The organism is Vibrio sp. CyArs1, assembly GCF_022432925.1.
Classification (GTDB): domain Bacteria; phylum Pseudomonadota; class Gammaproteobacteria; order Enterobacterales; family Vibrionaceae; genus Vibrio; species Vibrio mediterranei.
On the sequence record NZ_JAKRBO010000016.1, the window covers coordinates 41,812 to 58,950 of the forward strand.

At 44.6% G+C, this 17,139-nt stretch carries 16 protein-coding genes and 1 pseudogene; 6 read left to right on the forward strand and 11 right to left on the reverse strand.

Features of this window, described 5'->3' with window-relative positions; translation table 11 throughout:
* Positions 1-2: 2 nt before the first annotated feature.
* Positions 3-593, forward strand: a complete 591-nt coding sequence (locus MMA19_RS25295) for a tRNA-uridine aminocarboxypropyltransferase (RefSeq protein ID WP_240207585.1) — start codon at positions 3-5, stop codon at positions 591-593.
* A 6-nt stretch (positions 594-599) separates the two neighbouring features.
* Here the strand turns inward: MMA19_RS25295 and yigB are convergent, their stop codons facing one another.
* The 6 genes and pseudogenes from yigB to MMA19_RS25325 form a co-directional block, all read right to left on the reverse strand.
* Positions 600-1,319, reverse strand: a complete 720-nt coding sequence (gene yigB / locus MMA19_RS25300; protein WP_198558450.1) for a 5-amino-6-(5-phospho-D-ribitylamino)uracil phosphatase YigB — start codon at positions 1,317-1,319, stop codon at positions 600-602.
* Positions 1,320-2,261, reverse strand: coding sequence for a tyrosine recombinase XerC (xerC, locus tag MMA19_RS25305; RefSeq protein ID WP_006074702.1), 942 nt, complete (start codon positions 2,259-2,261; stop codon positions 1,320-1,322).
* Positions 2,239-2,952: a DUF484 family protein gene (locus MMA19_RS25310; protein WP_006074701.1), complete on the reverse strand. Its 714-nt coding sequence runs from the start codon at positions 2,950-2,952 to the stop codon at positions 2,239-2,241. The genes xerC and MMA19_RS25310 overlap by 23 nt, the downstream gene beginning before the upstream one ends.
* A 97-nt stretch (positions 2,953-3,049) precedes the next feature.
* Complete coding sequence (gene dapF / locus MMA19_RS25315; RefSeq protein ID WP_240207587.1) at positions 3,050-3,880, reverse strand: diaminopimelate epimerase; 831 nt, start codon at positions 3,878-3,880, stop codon at positions 3,050-3,052.
* 10 nt (positions 3,881-3,890) lie between these two features.
* A complete protein-coding gene (gene lysA / locus MMA19_RS25320) occupies positions 3,891-5,144 on the reverse strand; it encodes a diaminopimelate decarboxylase (RefSeq protein WP_240207589.1) in 1,254 nt (417 codons plus the stop codon).
* Between the two features lie 36 nt (positions 5,145-5,180).
* Positions 5,181-5,395: pseudogene (locus tag MMA19_RS25325) on the reverse strand (lipoprotein).
* Here MMA19_RS25325 and cyaY point away from each other — a divergent pair.
* Positions 5,375-5,689 carry an iron donor protein CyaY gene (gene cyaY / locus MMA19_RS25330; RefSeq protein WP_006074697.1) on the forward strand — a complete coding sequence of 105 codons (315 nt, stop codon included), beginning with the start codon at positions 5,375-5,377 and terminating at the stop codon, positions 5,687-5,689. The pseudogene MMA19_RS25325 and the gene cyaY sit on opposite strands and share 21 nt — an antisense overlap.
* On the opposite strand, the gene MMA19_RS25335 is transcribed toward cyaY, so the two are convergent.
* A complete protein-coding gene (locus tag MMA19_RS25335; protein ID WP_124940433.1) occupies positions 5,686-8,211 on the reverse strand; it encodes a class I adenylate cyclase in 2,526 nt (841 codons plus the stop codon). The two genes, cyaY and MMA19_RS25335, sit on opposite strands and share 4 nt — an antisense overlap.
* A 347-nt stretch (positions 8,212-8,558) precedes the next feature.
* Between MMA19_RS25335 and hemC the strand changes: the two genes are divergently transcribed.
* From hemC to MMA19_RS25355, 4 genes are read left to right on the forward strand one after another with little or no spacing between them, the layout of a single operon-like run.
* Positions 8,559-9,497 (forward strand): hydroxymethylbilane synthase, encoded by a 939-nt coding sequence (gene hemC, locus MMA19_RS25340; protein ID WP_240207591.1) that lies wholly within the window; start codon positions 8,559-8,561, stop codon positions 9,495-9,497.
* 6 nt (positions 9,498-9,503) lie between these two features.
* The gene (locus MMA19_RS25345) at positions 9,504-10,262 is read left to right on the forward strand and encodes a uroporphyrinogen-III synthase (protein WP_240207593.1); all 759 of its coding nucleotides are present in this window, start codon (positions 9,504-9,506) and stop codon (positions 10,260-10,262) included.
* On the forward strand, positions 10,246-11,430 hold the full coding sequence (locus MMA19_RS25350) for a uroporphyrinogen-III C-methyltransferase (RefSeq protein ID WP_240207595.1): 1,185 nt from the start codon (positions 10,246-10,248) through the stop codon (positions 11,428-11,430). Before MMA19_RS25345 ends, MMA19_RS25350 begins: the two co-directional genes overlap by 17 nt.
* Entirely contained in the window at positions 11,430-12,611 is a 1,182-nt protein-coding gene (locus tag MMA19_RS25355) for a heme biosynthesis HemY N-terminal domain-containing protein (protein ID WP_088876428.1), read from the forward strand. Before MMA19_RS25350 ends, MMA19_RS25355 begins: the two co-directional genes overlap by 1 nt.
* Positions 12,612-12,650: 39 nt before the next feature.
* Here MMA19_RS25355 and MMA19_RS25360 read toward each other — a convergent pair whose 3' ends face one another.
* The 4 genes from MMA19_RS25360 to MMA19_RS25375 all read right to left on the reverse strand — a co-directional run bounded on the left by MMA19_RS25360 (position 12,651) and on the right by MMA19_RS25375 (position 16,978).
* Positions 12,651-13,643, reverse strand: a complete 993-nt coding sequence (locus MMA19_RS25360) for an aminoglycoside phosphotransferase family protein (protein WP_240207597.1) — start codon at positions 13,641-13,643, stop codon at positions 12,651-12,653.
* A 486-nt stretch (positions 13,644-14,129) separates the two neighbouring features.
* Entirely contained in the window at positions 14,130-15,224 is a 1,095-nt protein-coding gene (locus tag MMA19_RS25365) for a serine protease (RefSeq protein ID WP_240207599.1), read from the reverse strand.
* Positions 15,225-15,722: 498 nt separating this feature from the next.
* Complete coding sequence (locus MMA19_RS25370; RefSeq protein WP_240207600.1) at positions 15,723-16,493, reverse strand: tyrosine-type recombinase/integrase; 771 nt, start codon at positions 16,491-16,493, stop codon at positions 15,723-15,725.
* Positions 16,472-16,978 carry a DUF6538 domain-containing protein gene (locus tag MMA19_RS25375; RefSeq protein ID WP_240207602.1) on the reverse strand — a complete coding sequence of 169 codons (507 nt, stop codon included), beginning with the start codon at positions 16,976-16,978 and terminating at the stop codon, positions 16,472-16,474. Before MMA19_RS25375 ends, MMA19_RS25370 begins: the two co-directional genes overlap by 22 nt.
* Positions 16,979-17,139 lie beyond the last annotated feature (161 nt).

Here is a 17,139-nt window from a genome sequence, read left to right on the forward strand (position 1 = left end):
CCATGACGCAAGTGTGCACAACTTGTGGTTTTATCCACAATTGCTACTGTGAAGCGATCCCGACGATCGCTTCAGATCTTTGTTTCACCCTACTAACTCATCCTAATGAATTTCAGCGAGAAACTAATACCGGCAAGCTTGTTGCGCGGGTAATCAAACAGGTCAATATCCGCGAATGGCAGCGTAAGCAACCTGACCCATACTGCCTGCCTGGAAGCAGTGTGCTAACACCAGTCTTGGTGTTTCCTGGTCAAGACAGCATGCCACTAACACAGTGGCAAACACAGCATCCCTCAGCAAGTAAATTCATCGTACTGGACGGAACGTGGCAAGAAGCGAAGAAAATGTTGAATCGCAGCCAGTGGCTACAAAACTTACCTAAAGTTCATCTTGAAGCGACGCAAAGCTCTCAATATCAACTAAGACGTAATCAGGAAGTGGGTAATCTATGCACGTTTGAAGTGTGCACACAAATGGTCAGAGAGCTAGAAAGCAGTGATGACGCCAACGCAATGCTGACGTTCTTTGAACAGTATTTGCAGTGGTTTCAAGCAGAGCGTAGTGGGCACGCTCTGTCTAGTTGTTCTCAATAAAGCACGTTATAACTTAAGCTCAAGTAACTGTTGGATATGATTAATTTCAATATCAGGCAGTTGCTTGAGACGCACCGTCTGCCTTGGCGATTTTGCTTTGTCGTTAAACCAGCAAGCACTGAAGCCATTACGTATCGCTCCAGCAACATCAGTGATCACATGATCTCCAACATGCAGGATATGACGACGTGGCATGGCTAGGTGTTGTGCCGCTTTATCAAACATATCGGGGTAAGGCTTAGCTCGTCCATCGGGACCCGCTTTAAGGATCAGATCGAAATACTGACTGAGCCCTATCTTCTCCACGTCTACATTACCATTGGTGATAGCTACTAATGGGATCTGTTTACTCAACGCGGACAGCACGTCATGTGTTTCATGTGGAACATCGAAATCGCTACGCCAAATCAATACCTTTTCTATCAGCGTTTGTGCAGCCTTGGTTGCTTTTAGATCATCGTAACCCAAATGCTCCAAACCCTGTTTAATCTGCTGATATCGCCATTGGGTCACGTCGTGTTTTAACGCAGGATCCGCTTTAACCAATGCCATCTTAAACTCATGCCACTGCTTTTTATCCCAACGCTGACTAATTGGGTGCTGTTGATATAACCATTGTGCCGCTTGCTGTTCTACGCGGATTATCACCGGGAAATTATCGTAAAGCGTATCATCAAGATCGAAGGTCATGGCCTCGATAGGGGCAAAGCTACGATAAAAACGCATTTACTCGTCCTCTTTCTTTTTGGGCGTACCATTCTTATGGGCACGAGGGTGTGCCTGATCATAAGCTTGAGCCAAATGTTGAAAGTCGAGATGAGTATAAATCTGAGTGGTCGAGATATTTTCGTGGCCAAGCAGTTCTTGCACTGCTCTCAGGTTATTACTCGACTCGAGCATGTGCGTAGCAAATGAATGACGCAGTTTATGTGGACTAACATGGCTAGCAAGAGACTGCTTCTGCCCCCATTCCGCCATACGCTTTTGCACACTGCGATGAGAGATCCGAGTACCAAGCTTAGACACAAATAACGCTACCTCACCTGGCTTGGCTAGTTCTCCACGAACTTTGAGCCATTTCTTCGCCCACTCAGTGGCGTAGCCTGAAAATGGCACCTTACGTTCTTTGTTACCCTTACCAATAACGCGAAGCTCGCCGCTGGATAAGTTCAGATGTTTAACGTCAATGCTGACCATTTCTGCCAAACGCAGTCCAGCACCGTACATCATTTCCATCATGGCGCGATCACGTACCGCCAGTGGATCATCTTCATCAACCTCAAGCAGTTGGTTCACTTCATCAACATCGAGGTTTTTCGGCAATGGACGTTGCTTACGCGGTGCACTTACACCCTTCGCTGGGTTTGCTGTGAGCTCGCCACGTAAAATCAGAAAATCAAAGAAGCTTCGCAGCGATGAAAGCCTCGTGGCGATGCTGCTAGCTTTCATGCCCTCACGCATGCCTTTACCCGCAAGCTGCCTTACCCAGCCTGCATCGACTTGCGTCCAAGCACCAATACCCATTTCATGCAAGTGCATGCCCATGGTTTCTAACTGTTGACGGTAGTTACGTTGCGTGTGGAGACTTAGCCCTTTCTCACTACGAAGGTACTCGTAGAAACGCTCTAGCGGCTTTTGCAACCCGCTAGGCAGTACTTGGTCTGACATCGTCTTCCTCTTGCGCCTGCCACTCTAAACTTTCACAAAGATAGGAGACCACCAGCGCTAAGTGTCTTAAAAATAAGGTATCCATCTCCGGCTGAAAATGACCGCCATCCTCGCTGGAAAAAATCAATAAACCTTGGGCGAATTGACGCTTTAATGGCAATACTACATACGAACCGAGTTCAGGAACTTTTCCGTTGGCAATCTGCTGCTCAGTAAACAGCATGGTTCTATCGGCTTGACGAAGACGACCTAGATAAGCGTCTTTTCCATTGAGATGATTGGTAGTAAAACGCTGCCAACTTTCCATAGAAAGCGGGTCGGCACTTTGTTCATCAATTAGCTTCAAGTACCCATTAAGGTTAAGCCCTTGAGCCGTTTGCTTAATCGCATTTACAACACTTTGCAGATCTCGGCACTTGAGTAGATTCTCTTGCAGTGACATAAACTCATAAAAGGTTTTGTCATTGCGAGCGGCCAGAGACATCAAGGCAGTAATTTCTTCTTCCAGCGCTTCAATACGTTCGCGCTGTCGTTGTAATTGGATACCTACGAGAGAAACAGCACCTTGCTGTTGGTGCGGTAGGGAAAGGGATTCAACTAGCGACTCTCTACCCTTAAAAAAATCTGGATGATCAGAAAGATATTGTGCTACCACTTCTGCTGTAAGGTGGTTCGCTTCAAACTCAGACAAAATGTTTCCCTTTATTCCCTGTCAGTAGATAAAAATGGCGGGCCTATTTCTAGGACCCGCCATTAGTATATACCCAAGTGACCTCAAGGTGCATTGACTAGCAAGAAATCTGCCCATCAAACACGTGAGTTGCAGGTCCCGTCATAGTTAACGGGTGACCTTCACCTTTCCAGCTAATCTTTAAGTCGCCACCCGGCAGGTGCACTGTGACATTCTCATCCAGTAACCCTTGGACAATACCAACTGCGACAGCACCACAAGCGCCACTACCGCAAGCCTGAGTTTCTCCCGCCCCACGCTCGTACACACGAAGGTTCACTTCATGGCGGCTCAGCACCTGCATGAAGCCTGCGTTAACGCGTTCAGGGAAACGTTCATGCGCCTCAAGTAATGGACCGAGTCTATCAACATCAGCTTCTTCAGTGCTATCGACCACCGTTACAACATGTGGATTACCCATACTCACCGCACCACAGAACAGCGTATGCTCCCCAGCACGTAAGATATAGGTTTTCTCTTTTTGCTTCGCTTTGAAAGGAATCTTGTTTGGCTCAAACTCAGGTTGTCCCATGTTCACAGTCACTAAGTCGTTCTCTTCCAACTTCAAGACCATTTTGCCTTTCTTGGTGCTAACACTCACGCTGTACTTATTGGTCAAACCCTTCATCTGCACGAAACGCGCAAAGCAACGCGCACCATTTCCACACTGCTCAACTTCACTGCCATCGGCATTAAAAATGCGATAGTGGAAGTCAGTTTCTGGATCATACGGCGCTTCAACAATCAAAAGCTGATCGAAACCCACACCAGTATGCCTATCCGCCAAGCGACGAATGAGATCGGGTGAGAAAAATACGTTCTGGGTAATACAATCAACAACCATAAAGTCGTTACCCAAACCGTGCATTTTAGAAAAGTGGAAATGCATAGTGGTTCTATTACTCCGGTAAGATGCTTTCTAATTCCCAAAGACTTTGCAGAGATTCGCGCTGACGCACGACATGCGCCTTGTCTCCATCGACAATGATTTCTGCAACACGTGGACGCGTGTTGTAGTTCGAAGACATAACGAAGCCATAAGCACCTGCTGAGCGAACGGCGAGTAAGTCGTTTTGCTCTAGGACCAAAGAACGGTCTTTACCGATAAAGTCACCCGTTTCGCAAATAGGGCCAACGAGGTCGTACGTTATCGCTTCACCCTCTCGTGGTGAAACCGGAATTATGTCTTGCCACGCTTGATACAATGCAGGTCGCATCAAGTCATTCATCGCCGCATCAACAATCGCAAAGTTCTTATGTTCGGTATGTTTTAGGAACTCAACTTTGGTCAACAGCACACCAGCATTCGCCGCAATAGCTCGACCTGGTTCGAAGATAAGCTCAAGCTCTGGGTGATTCTCTAATCGAGCTAATAGCGCTTTCGCATAATCTGAAGGCTGTGGCGGTAATTCATCACGATAAACCACGCCTAGACCACCACCAACATCAAGGTGCTTAATATTGACACCATCAGCACGTAACTGGTCAATGAGAGCAAGCAGACGATCTGTCGCATCAATAAACGGTTCAATATCAGTAAGCTGTGAACCGATATGACAATCGATACCATGGACAGCAAGGTTTGGCAGGCTTTGAGCAAACTTGTACACCGTTGGAGCGCGATCAAATGCGATACCAAACTTATTGTCACGCAGACCCGTCGAGATATAAGGGTGCGTGTTGGCATCTACATCCGGGTTTATTCGCAATGAAATCGGCGCAACTACACCCATTTCACCGGCGACTTGATTAAGTCGTTCTAATTCAGGTTCAGATTCAACGTTAAAACACTTAATGCCTAGCTCTAGTGCGCGACGCATCTCTTGTGCCGTTTTGCCCACACCAGAGAATACTACTTTGCTTGGCTCACCACCTGCTGCCACAACGCGTTCTAGCTCACCGCCAGAAACGATATCAAAGCCAGAACCAAGACGTGCTAGCGTATTTAACACACCTATATTGGAGTTCGCTTTTACCGCGTAGCACACGAGATGTGGGTGGTCGCCCACCGATTTATCAAACGCATTCCAGTGACGTTCCAGCGTCGCTCGTGAATAGACGTATAGCGGAGTGCCGTATTGCTCGGCAAGTTGCGTAAGTGACGTTTCCTCGGCCCAAAGTTGGCCATCGTCCTGATAGTTGAAATAATCCAAATCCTGTATCCCTTTACACTGTATCGATGGCGGTGATTATTGAGCTTGCTCGTTTGCTGGTGCGTCATCAGCAGGAAGATAAAGTGGTCCCGTTTGGCCACATCCCGCTAATGTCACTACGACGAGCATAAAAAATGCGGTAATCGTCTTTTTCATTTTGCATATCGTGATTATTGAATCAATGCCCCCTATAATCGCACCACGAATTAGAAAAGCAATAGGATTACAAAATGAACGACACGGAATTTCACCAATTAGTCGATGAGCAGATGCAAAACATCGAAGAAGCAATTGATGATTCAGGTGCAGATATCGACTATGAAGTGTCTGGCAATGTCATGACTTTGGAATTTGAAGACCGTAGCCAGATCATCATTAACCGCCAAGAGCCGATGCACGAGATTTGGCTCGCGTCTAAATCCGGTGGATTTCATTTCAAACTGATTGATGGCGCTTGGACCTGTTCAAAAACCAATGTTGAACTTATGGACATGGTCAAAGCCGAGTGTGTGAAACACGCCGGCGAAGACATTGATTGGGTTTAAGCGTTCACCGCTTTAGACGTTTTAGAGTTTGGAGAGCCATCATTACGATAAGGAATGATATAAGGTTCTCCCTCTTCAGGATGAATCAGTTGGTAATACTGCGGTAAGTTGAAGTTAATTAACTTCGATGACATTTCACTATCAACGTTAGACGTGTAGAAGCTGTTTACACTCGCAATCATCTCATCTTTGCTACCACGCATCTGATGATACACTTCTACTTGGTTAGATTCGTCAAGCACGTAGATGTTGAAACCATTATCGGTATCTTCAAAGAAGAACTGAATCAAGCCCTCACTCGCAAAGCCATCCACTACATCGGGTAGTTGGAACTCTTCTTCACGATCCAGCATAAGAAGTGGTGAGCCCTGCAATTTATTGGTTGAGATACTACGATAGAAATCTACTGAGTTTTCCAGTTTTTGTACTGACACGCCGCGACGTTCAAAGAACAAGCCATACATTTGGTTCGCCACTTTAATCGCTTTAAAACGACGACGTTTCTCTTGGTCAACAGGTTTTAAGCGTAGCTCAATACACTCTGCAAGTAGTTGATAGACGGTATTACGTAGGACACCACGTAAGTTTTTGCTGTAACAGAACACATCCACAGACTCAGGTGGTAACGCATCTTGGTGCATCTTACCTAACACTGTTTTTAATGCGTCAAGCATCGCCGTTTCCCCTTCAAAATGAAGAGTACGAACTTCATGCCACGAATTACGGTAAACCAGATCTACCGAACCGATAAGGCTTTTTCCTTCCTGTCCAAAACTCAATATATCAACATTTTTCAGGTCGACTTTGGACGTTTTGGCGGACAGTTCAGAGGTTGGGTCATTTTCAAAGTTGATAAACATCGCCAACTGGCTGATTTCACAAGGACTACCAAGCGCTTGCATACTTGGACGACGTTTACGTAATGAGAAAGTATTACGCAGATCACTCACCATCTGATAGAACTTATCGATGTCGATATGCGCTTCACGCACCACAGAGTTGAGGTGAGTCGATTCGGTAATCAAGCCGTTGAAAAACGCCCACGCCACCAACTTACTCAGGTATTCATTATGCTCAAGAGCAGGTTGCCCTAAGATTCGATGCGGAATGAGTGGTTGCTTATAAAGGTACCAGCCGGACTTGTAGCTCTTGCCCTCTTTAACCTCGATAAAGGTCAAATCTGGTTCGTGCAAATCAGGAGAAATCTGGGGATTGAGCAGTGTCACCTTACCAGGCAGAACCTCAAAAGCGGCGTACAGCTTACGCGCTAGAATACTGATGTCTTGAGGACTGATGGCAGAGGTAATGTCGTTACGACGAGCAAACTGAATCAAATTACGGTAACTGAGCATTAAAGCATCTAGCAATGCATTGTGCACTACCATCACTTGCTCTACCTTCCAGTTACGACGACTGTCTAGTTCTTGCAGTACTTCTTGTGACCACTGCCATTGAGCAGTCATTTCACTTAACGCTTCACGACGCCAAGGCACAGAGCCTATACCAGGCTCACGAGATAGCTTCTCATGGGTTTTAAGGTAGAAACAACGACGCACTAAATCTAGGCGTGTCGTGTCACCAATACGTTCTAGATAACGCGTCACCTTTTCAAGCATCAGGTAATACGCATCCATACCATAGAGGTCGGGCGCATCGGCAAAGAAACGTCGCTTAGTATCGATACTGAGTAACTGAGTATGTGGATATTCCCACGAGTACGCCTCTAACAGAATCGCTTTTAATACCGATTTGTAAGGCGAATCGATACTTTTGTAAAGCTGCCATAAGCTTGAGCCAAAGTACTCTTCTGCAGGAATTCGATTGAGTCGACCGAAATCAATCCACTCATCACAATTGATGTATCCATTTTGGCAAAGCTGCTCGACATAATCTTCGTAGCACTCTTCCATTTCCGGTGGCACGATTTGCCACAACAATCTTTGACCACCTAAACGCACGGCTGAACGGTAGAACTCGTCCAACAACAATAAGTGCTGCGATGAACCACAGTTATCACCGGTCATTTCTTCGGAAATATTGCTGCGAAAGCGCTCTTCATCCATTAGGAAGAAATTTGCTTCAACACCCAAGCCTTTGGCCCAATCGGTGATCAACAAGCACTTATTGCTCAGCTTTTCACGAGCTTCGGTCGGCATCTCTGGAGAGATACAAACCCAAATATCCAAATCACTTGATGTACTTTGGCCGATCGACGAAGTGCTGCCCATGGTGTAAAGGCCTAGAATATCGCGTTGACGCGGCTCTGGCAGCGGTTGCCCCAAAGCTAATGCAATATCATCAAGGAACTGACGTTGAACGTCATTTGCTTCAAAACCGTAAAGACCACTTGGGCTGTCAGTTTCAAAGAAGCCGGGAATAATAGGATGGTTGAAGTGGAAAAGCGCTGGAATCAGTTGGAAAACACGTTGTCCTTGCATATCCATAAGCGCCAGCGCGCGTTCGATTCGCTGCTGGTTGAGATTATCAAGTCTCTGGATAAGGGTATGAGTGTATGCCTGCAAGGGTGATTCCTAGGTCTAATCTAACTGCTATATTGCGTAGGTTTTAAACAAACAAGCGTTCAAAACGTGATCAATGTATCATTTTTATTATAGGCGGTAAAGCAATACTCGGCACTACAGCCCCTCACAGCACAACATCGAGGATTTGGTTTTGCCTTCCAAAGGCATAGCGGACAATTCTAACAGTAGTCGCAATAACAAATGCGATTAACCTCACACTATTAACAATATTTGTGACAAGCAAAGTTGTCGTTTAGGAGAGCCTTAGGGAAATCACTAAGCATTTCATAGAGACAGTGTTAGGATTGTGGCATGACCAAAAACAAAGAAATGCTTACGAGAACGATATGACGCAAACTCAGCCAATCCGAATCGCTACCCGAAAAAGTCCTCTTGCCCTGTGGCAGGCTCATTATGTCAAAGATGCCCTTATTGCGGCGCACCCAGGACTGGAAGTTGAGTTAGTCACTATGGTCACCAAAGGCGATATCATTTTAGATACCCCGTTGGCGAAAGTGGGCGGTAAAGGCTTATTTGTTAAGGAGCTGGAAGTCGCCATGCTTGAAGGGCGCGCCGATCTTGCGGTGCACTCAATGAAAGACGTTCCTGTAGACTTTCCAGAAGGCCTAGGCCTTGTCACCATTTGCGAACGTGAAGACTCTCGTGACGCTTTCGTTTCCAATACTTACACTAACATTAGCGAACTGCCTCAAGGCGCTGTGGTAGGTACTTGTAGTCTTCGCAGACAATGTCAGTTAAAAGAACAACGCCCTGACTTAGTCATTAAAGAGCTTCGAGGTAATGTAGGGACTCGTTTAGGAAAACTTGATAACGGTGAGTATGACGCAATTATCCTTGCTGCCGCAGGCCTGAAACGTCTAGAACTTGAATCACGTATTCGCAGCTTTATCGAACCTGAAGAATCCTTGCCTGCAGTTGGTCAAGGTGCGGTTGGCATTGAGTGTCGCCTTGATGATGAACGATTGATTAAATTACTCGAACCTCTTAATCACGCTAACACGGCTGATCGTGTTCTGTGTGAGCGAGCCATGAACTTAACGTTAGAAGGCGGCTGCCAAGTGCCGATTGGTAGCTACTCACTGATCGATGGCGACGAGATTTGGTTACGAGCTCTTGTCGGTGAACCAGATGGTTCAAAAATCGTTCGTGGTGAAATTCGTGGTAAACGAGCGGATGCGGAAGCCTTAGGCGTACAATTAGCGAATCAACTGCTCGATGATGGCGCAAAAGAAATCCTAGAAAAGCTCTATCAAGAGCACGAGTAATGACTGATGAGAGTATTGGTTACACGCCCTGAAAATCAAGGCGCAGAACTTTGCAATCTCATAGAAAAAATGGGGGGCATTGCCCTCCATCAACCACTTATTGATATTCAGGACAATCTGCAGCTTTGTTTAGATGACGACCAACTGCAACGTTCGGATATCATCATTGCCGTCAGCCAATACGCCGTCTATGCCTTCCATCATATTCTTGCTCATCAGCAACTCTCGTTACCTGACTCCTGTATTTATCTAGGGGTTGGTCAAAAAACCGCACATGAATTAAGCAAACTCAGCCAACAAAACGTAAACTATCCGACGGTAAGTGATAGTGAACACCTACTGGCATTACCAGAGTTGGCGAATGTGTCAGGAAAACATGTCATCATTCTTCGAGGCAACGGCGGCCGAGAACTCATTTATGATCAGCTCTGTGCACTTGGTGCCGATGTTCAATACCTAGAAACCTACCAACGCAGATATCTGCCACTAAAAATAGACGCAATAAAACAATGGCGCTCAATGGGTATCGACACTCTGGTCGTTACCAGTGGTGAACAACTTGAGTTTTTATTGTCTCAAGTATCAGAGCCAGAATTGAACTGGTTAACACAACAACAGCTATTGGTTCCGAGTGAACGAATTGCTACTTTAGCGATGACAAAGGGATTTAATAACGTTACCAATACCCAAGGTGCATCGAACTCTACAATATTTGCTGCTCTCCAGCGTCTAGAAATAGGACTTAACAATGACCAACAAAAATAAAGACGAGCAAATCCAGTCTGAAGAACAACAAGACGTTAAGGCTTTAGCCCCAGAAGCTGATACATCGAAAGCTGAACAAGAAACTTCTCAACACGAACAAGCTAAACCACCAACGACTGCACCGGAATTCGAAGAAAAGCAGGGCAAACGTGGTGTTAAGCTTGGTGCGGTAGCTATTGTTTTAGCAGTTATTTTTGGTGGTGGTCTCAGCTACCAAATGCAAAAGCAGGCCAACGATTATGAAGCGCGCATCGCCAAGCTTGAGTCACAACTACAAGCGACAACAAGCAATTTAAGCAACGAAATGCAGCAAGTGCAGTCGGACACACTTAAACAAGCAAAAACAGTGACACATAAAGCCGAAGTCGTGTTAGGCCAGCAACAAAAAAGTATTGAAAGCCTTCAACTTGCGGTTGCCGACGTTAAAGGTCGTCGCCCTAATGATTGGCTTCTGGCTGAGGCCGACTATTTGGTTAAACTCGCGGGTCGCAAACTGTTCTTGGAGCACGATGTGGTAAGTGCGACACGTTTGATGGAGAGTGCTGACCAGCGTATCGCTGCACTCAACGATCCAAGCTTAGTATCTCTGCGCCAGTCAATGGCAAATGACATCACCAAGCTACGTACTGTTCCACTTATTGACCGTGACGGACTCGTACTGCGACTAACTTCGCTACAGCAAGAGGTTGATAAGCTACCTCTTGCCAACGCCATCCTTCCTGATGCACCTGCTGTCGAGAAACGCCAAGTTTCACAAGACATCTACGATTGGCAAGATAACCTGATAACGTCGTTAAAAGACTTCTCAGAAAACTTTATTACTTTCCGTACTCGCGATGGCAATGTAATCCCACTGCTTTCACCTGAGCAGCACTTCTATCTCAAAGAAAACATCAAATCTAAGATAGAAACTGCGATTCGTGCGGTATACAAAGAACAAGGCGAGATCTATAAGATGTCGTTAGAAACCGCAGAGAAATGGTCAGAATCGTTTTTTGATATGGACAACAATAGCGTTAAAGAGTTTAACGCTGCGCTAGGCAAACTGAGCCAACAAAATATTCAAGTTAACTATCCAGTCAAATTGGAAACTCAAGCTCAATTATCCGATGTCATCAACGAACGTCTGCGCCGTGAAGTCACCACCATCATCACGGAGGAGAAATAATGATTCGATTAATCTTTCTCTTCGTCGTACTTGGTGCGGGTCTATTTGTTGGTACCCAGTTTTCGGGCCAGCAAGGTTATGTACTGATCTCAATTGCCAATAAAACCATCGAGATGAGCGTTACGACCCTAGTCGTGTTTGTTATTGCAGCTTTGGCGGGGCTGTTTCTGCTCGAATACATCATCAAGAAAGTGCTTTACACCAGCGTCACGACATTTAATTACTTCAGCGTTCGTAAAATGCGTCGTTCACGCCGCTATACCAATGAGGGTATCGTTAAGCTGCTAGAAGGTGATTGGAAGCTTGCAGAGAAAAAGGTAACACGTTGGGCTAACTATCACGATATGCCGCTTTTATGTTATCTCGTCGCTTCTGAAGCTGCCTTAGGGCAAGGTGACAAAGCGAAGCGTGACCATTATCTAGCGCTGGCCGCTAAACAGGAAAACTCCGATCTTGCCGTTCAGCTAACTAGAGCGAAACAAGCGGTTCGAGAAGAGGAATGGGAAGTTGCCGCGAGTACTTTAGAAACTCTCAAAGCAGAACACCCAAACAACTCCATTGTTTTGAGCTTGCAAAAAACAACCTATCGAGAACTTGGCGAGTGGCAAGCCTTAATTGATTTACTGCCTAAACTCCATAAGGCAAAGCTCATCGATGAACTAGAGCAAAATGAACTGAACGAACGCGCTCAATGTGGATTGCTAGAAGATATTGCTAGTCAGCAAGGCAGTGAAGGTTTAATCAATCATTGGAATAAGTTGCCACGTAAAACACGCCAAAGCACCCACTTAGTGGGCTGTTTTAGTAAACAGCTTATCGCTCGAAAGGCTGATGCAGAAGCGTTTACTGTAATTAAAGAAACGTTGAAAAAACAGGGTCATGATGACTTGTATAAGGTATTACCAGAACTAAACCTTGCAGATACACACCCTGTTGTTGTGCTACTTGAAGATGTTGTTAAAAAGCAACCGGATACACCTGAAGCACAAAGTGCACTAGCGCAATTCTACTTCCGAGAAGAAAAGTGGCCAGAGGCGCAACGTCATTTCGAGCGTGCCCTATCGCTTCGTCCTGATGTTTCTGACTATGCCTATCTAGCTGATACTCTAGAAAAACAGAATTTATCTAAAGCAGCAAGTGAAGTGTCGAGAAAAGCGTTGACACTTATTGAGAGTAAGTAGGCACTATTACTGTTAAAAAAGCTCCTGACGGAGCTTTTTTTATAACTGAAAATCATCTAATGCTTGTTGAGTAAACTTGCTGGTAAATGCATTAATTCTATTGTGGTCTGGACTCCAGCCTAGCAAGAAACGTTGATAGTCAGCCCAGGCCAATCCAAATAGTGCGCGCCACTCCTTGCAAACACGGTTAGCATTAATTTCCGGTTTAAAATGTTCTATCGCTGAGTGCAGCTGTATGAAGTAATAGTCAAGGTAACCCGCTACGTTTAAGTCAGCCGTTGAAAAGTCTAATGTCGTGGTAAAGAACAAAGCGACATCTTTAACTCCTACACCACCCCCTACGTATTGAAAATCTACCGCAGATACAGCACTACCTTGTTTATTGAAGCAGAAGTTAGCCAACTTTGCATCCCCATGTACCAGCGTTTGGTATGGACACTCGTTTAACTTTTCATCAATGATGTGCGCAGCTTGTTTAAAGCGTTCATCTTGCATTGCTTGCCATTCGTCAGGACGAGTCGCTAAGTGCCAGTAAGTACCTTGTTTCCAAAGCCCATTCGTATTCGCTCCAAGCCAAAAAGCATGAAACTGAGCAAGCCACTTTAGAACGCTTTTTATCTCCATCTCTGTTGCGGTTTTCACAACTCTAGCGCGCTCTAATAACTTCAGATCCTCAAGAATGAGCTCAAGGTGAGATTGATACTTATGAGCAGAGAAACACTGTGGAGCCCAGCCTGAGGGCATTGTCGATACGAACTCCTGATACCAAGAAAACTCTACTTGATAGGACTGGAGCTTTCTTTGATGTGAAAGTTGAGTATTCCACCCTTTAGGGTGGCTAGCTGGTACTTCATCAGGTAATTGAATCGCTTTGACAATAACACTAGATAAATGGGATTGTGCGAGCTCAAGTCTAATTAAATGCCCATAGCCACTCCATAGAGTCTGAATAAGCTCACAGGAGAAAACCTGAGCCTCATTACCAATAACTTCTCGAAGGGTTGGAGTGACCGTAAAGTCAGATAATATCAAAGTAGACTTCCTAGGTTGGCTGCCATAAAACGGACTCTTACTTTGACAGAGTTAATGATGAAACGAAAGATCAGCGTTTCTCAAGATGTAAAAAAGCCCGCTGATTACTCAGCGGGCTTTTTAATGTGGCGGAGAGATAGGGATTTGAACGCTACGCCTAAAAATTAAATTCGCTTTTTTTACAATTAGTTATCTAGGTTTCTAGAAAATCAATTTGTTGGTCTGTCTGGTACAGATTAAAGCCTATTTCATGGCTTAACGTCAAGAAAAACTGATGACTTGGCACTCCATATCAGGTTAGTAAGTTACGAACTTACTAACCCTTATGCTGTCTACTGACTATGCACACCTCTCATAGATGAAAGGCGAGAAACATAGCTTAAAAACGCCAATTTTAGACTTTTCGGTTTAAAAAAACTTAATATTTCATGAGCGAATAAACAAACGGGAGGTTTAACTTAAGCCTAAAAGTGGACCGAGTAACGCCTAATTTTTTTTGCGTACAAATACTAAACCAGCAAGCGAAATTAATGCCCATAATGGCGTCGTTCCGCCGCCACTAGTGCTGCTGCTTTGAATATGATTTGGTGACGTGTACTTATAGGTATAATTTCCATCTCTGTAACTTTGTCTTTCTGCTTCTGTAAATACATACGTTGCTGGAACTGAGCCATTCACCGCATCGTTTATCCATGATGTAAAATCAAGAACTTCAGAGAAGACTGATGTAGCACCATGACTTATGCTAGGCTCACCACATTTAGTTGCAGGGCCAAAACTAGTGACACCTACAAGCTTCTGCGTCCCTGAATCATCCCAATATAATGGCCCTCCAGAATCTCCTTGGCAAGTGCCTGCTTCTAAACTCTCCATCGCAGAGGCACTGAATGAGATATCTCCCTCCATACAAAGGTTCTTATCCGTTCTGTCTTTATAATTACAAAGGTAATTGGGTACATAAGTGAGATTTGCAAATTGAAGCGTGTCGGTGTCATCGATGCCTGTAGAAGAATTTCCGTGACCTACAGCAGTAAAGTTATTCTTATGTCCCGTTTCACGGTACCCACCACTGGATGCCGCATCATCATTAATTGCTGGAAAATTAGCAATATAGTTACCAACTAAAGGGAAGTATGTTAAGGGAGAGTCTAACTTCAATACTGCAACGTCGTTCAGAAAGGTAGAACTGTCATACCCACTATGAATGAAAACTTCAGATACTCGAATTTTTGAGGTAGAAGTGCTTTGCAGGTTACTTTCAGACTCATTCAATAATTGCGGATACACATATGTAAACAAGATATCAATCTCACCCACGGTATTTTTAATATACACACAATGAGCAGCAGTTAGAATGTACTGTGCATCTATAATAGATGCCCCACAATACTTCCTGTAAGTATAGCTATTGTCATTTTTATCTATCCAAGCTACAAGTCGTGCATAAGATGGATAGTTAGCAATTGAGGCATCGTTACCGTTTACAATTTGTGGTGAAACCGCCAACTCTTTTGCAAAGGAAGTGCTACTGTAATAGAGGGCAGACGATAATGCCAAGCCCCAAAATAATATATTTCTCATGAATCAGCCATTTATATCATCGCTCTACAACCATCTGATTAGAGGCAAAAGATCTAGAGCAATAGCAATGTTAGAATTTTGTGTTGAGTGTAATTTCCATAATATCTTTATTTTTCTCGTTGTTATTGGCTGCTCCTTAGAATCCTGTCTCATATAGTTTTCGAGTTATCAAGCATAGATATTGTCCGTTGCTTGATTAATTAAGCGCACTGTATCATATAAATAGTTTTGATAATGATAATCAATATCACATTAATATAATTTTCGAGAATTATTAGACTTGTTTGTCAAAGAGTGACATGTTTAGCAGGTCATTTATTTACATCAAAACTATCTATAACTGAGTAAAAATGAACAGAGTTCACATGACAGAGAGCCAAGAGACACTTCTCTTGCCCGCAGGTAGTGTTCATCTTTTACGAAGTAAAAGTGTGACACTACCGCAGCGGGTTGCTATTGCGTCACACTTTTTAAGTGAGATGTTTTTTTGTGTTTCGATTAGCTAAGAGTGATGTCAAAGCTGTTCACTGCATCAACCAGCTCCTGGGGCTCAAGACGCTTGGCATAGTGCCCGTAGGTCATGGTGTTGTGCTTGTGTCCAACGACCTGAGCAACGAGATGTTCAGCGACACCTGACTTTTGTAATTCATCTATCACCGTATGCCGAAAAGAGTAGGCAGTAGGGCGCTGTCCTGCTTTGAAGCGACACGCATCTAAGACACTCCCAAACGCATCACGATAGTCTTTTGACCAATCCATATCACTCCCGCGAGGCGTAACATCGAAAAGCTGAACGGCACCGAGTCTTGTACGTTGTTCGACATAGTCGAGAAAGCCTAAGTCGAGTATTTTCTTATGCAGTGGGACGAGTCGATTGGAAAAAGCATTCTTTAGATGTTGGCTTTCACCACTATCGGAAAAATAGATACAAGGTAAAGTTCCTCGCTTAATGTCAGAGACTCGAAGCTGACACGCTTCAGAAGGGCGACAGCCATGATACATCTGTATCTTGGTAATCCAGTCAAATTGCTCGCCCTGATTTTTGTAACATGCGCTAGAGAACAACCGCTTAAGCTCTATGGCTTTCCAACGCCTGCGTTGGGTTGAGGTCTTCGCCGTTTTCTTAGGCAACTTAACCACAGCAAACGGATTCGTTTTAACCAATTCTTTGGCAACACACCAGTTAAAGAACTGACGATTAGCCGCAAGGTAGTCTTTTAATGTTTTATGGCTAAGTTGACGTTGTATCAATTCATCACGGTAAGCCATTGCAAGGCTATTAGTAGGTTGATTGGCCCTTGTGCTGAAAGGTACTTGAGAAAGTCAGTACAGCGCTGTTGGAGCTGCGTAATGGTCAATTGTGTGACGTTCTCCAGTTGTTTGGATTCGATAAATTCAGAAAGTGCCTCTTGCCCAAATCGAGGGCGAGGTTTGCATGGCTGCTTAGGTGATACTGAACTTAACTTTGGGGCGCAAGTCGTGGTTTCTGGCTGATGACAGTAACTCTCACGCACTTGATTAATAACGTCCGCAAGCTCGGCTTTGAAGTCACTGAAACACATAGCTGTGAGTTTGGCTTTCTCAAATAATGCCATAAGCAATTGAACTTGCTCTATGTTTCTTAAGTAAGCAACTTTTCTCTCACGAGTCAGTAGAGAGAATTTAAACTCTTTAGGATAACCACTGCTGCGCAGTGAAAGTGGGGTGGCGATGCGTGTGTAGTACACGCTGTTTGGAAGTCTCATTAAGTACATCTGTGCTACCTTTCTGTGCAAGATGATTTTCGAGGCTCTAGATGTGAAAAAACCGCTGTAAAAACAGCGGTTTAATCTTTAAAAGTGGCGGAGAGATAGGGATTTGAACCCTAGATACGCTATTAACGTATGCCGGTTTTCAAGACCGGTGCTTTCAACCA

What these genes read in the sequence shown, in the direction of transcription:
- MMA19_RS25295 (WP_240207585.1), top strand. Translation starts at nt 3, where the DNA reads ATGACGCAAGTGTGCACAACTTGTGGTTTTATCCACAATTGCTACTGT.
- yigB (WP_198558450.1), bottom strand. Translation starts at nt 1,319, where the DNA reads ATGCGTTTTTATCGTAGCTTTGCCCCTATCGAGGCCATGACCTTCGAT.
- xerC (WP_006074702.1), bottom strand. Translation starts at nt 2,261, where the DNA reads ATGTCAGACCAAGTACTGCCTAGCGGGTTGCAAAAGCCGCTAGAGCGT.
- dapF (WP_240207587.1), bottom strand. Translation starts at nt 3,880, where the DNA reads ATGCATTTCCACTTTTCTAAAATGCACGGTTTGGGTAACGACTTTATG.
- cyaY (WP_006074697.1), top strand. Translation starts at nt 5,375, where the DNA reads ATGAACGACACGGAATTTCACCAATTAGTCGATGAGCAGATGCAAAAC.
- hemC (WP_240207591.1), top strand. Translation starts at nt 8,559, where the DNA reads ATGACGCAAACTCAGCCAATCCGAATCGCTACCCGAAAAAGTCCTCTT.
- MMA19_RS25345 (WP_240207593.1), top strand. Translation starts at nt 9,504, where the DNA reads ATGAGAGTATTGGTTACACGCCCTGAAAATCAAGGCGCAGAACTTTGC.
- MMA19_RS25350 (WP_240207595.1), top strand. Translation starts at nt 10,246, where the DNA reads ATGACCAACAAAAATAAAGACGAGCAAATCCAGTCTGAAGAACAACAA.
- MMA19_RS25355 (WP_088876428.1), top strand. Translation starts at nt 11,430, where the DNA reads ATGATTCGATTAATCTTTCTCTTCGTCGTACTTGGTGCGGGTCTATTT.
- MMA19_RS25365 (WP_240207599.1), bottom strand. Translation starts at nt 15,224, where the DNA reads ATGAGAAATATATTATTTTGGGGCTTGGCATTATCGTCTGCCCTCTAT.
- MMA19_RS25370 (WP_240207600.1), bottom strand. Translation starts at nt 16,493, where the DNA reads ATGGCTTACCGTGATGAATTGATACAACGTCAACTTAGCCATAAAACA.
- MMA19_RS25375 (WP_240207602.1), bottom strand. Translation starts at nt 16,978, where the DNA reads ATGTACTTAATGAGACTTCCAAACAGCGTGTACTACACACGCATCGCC.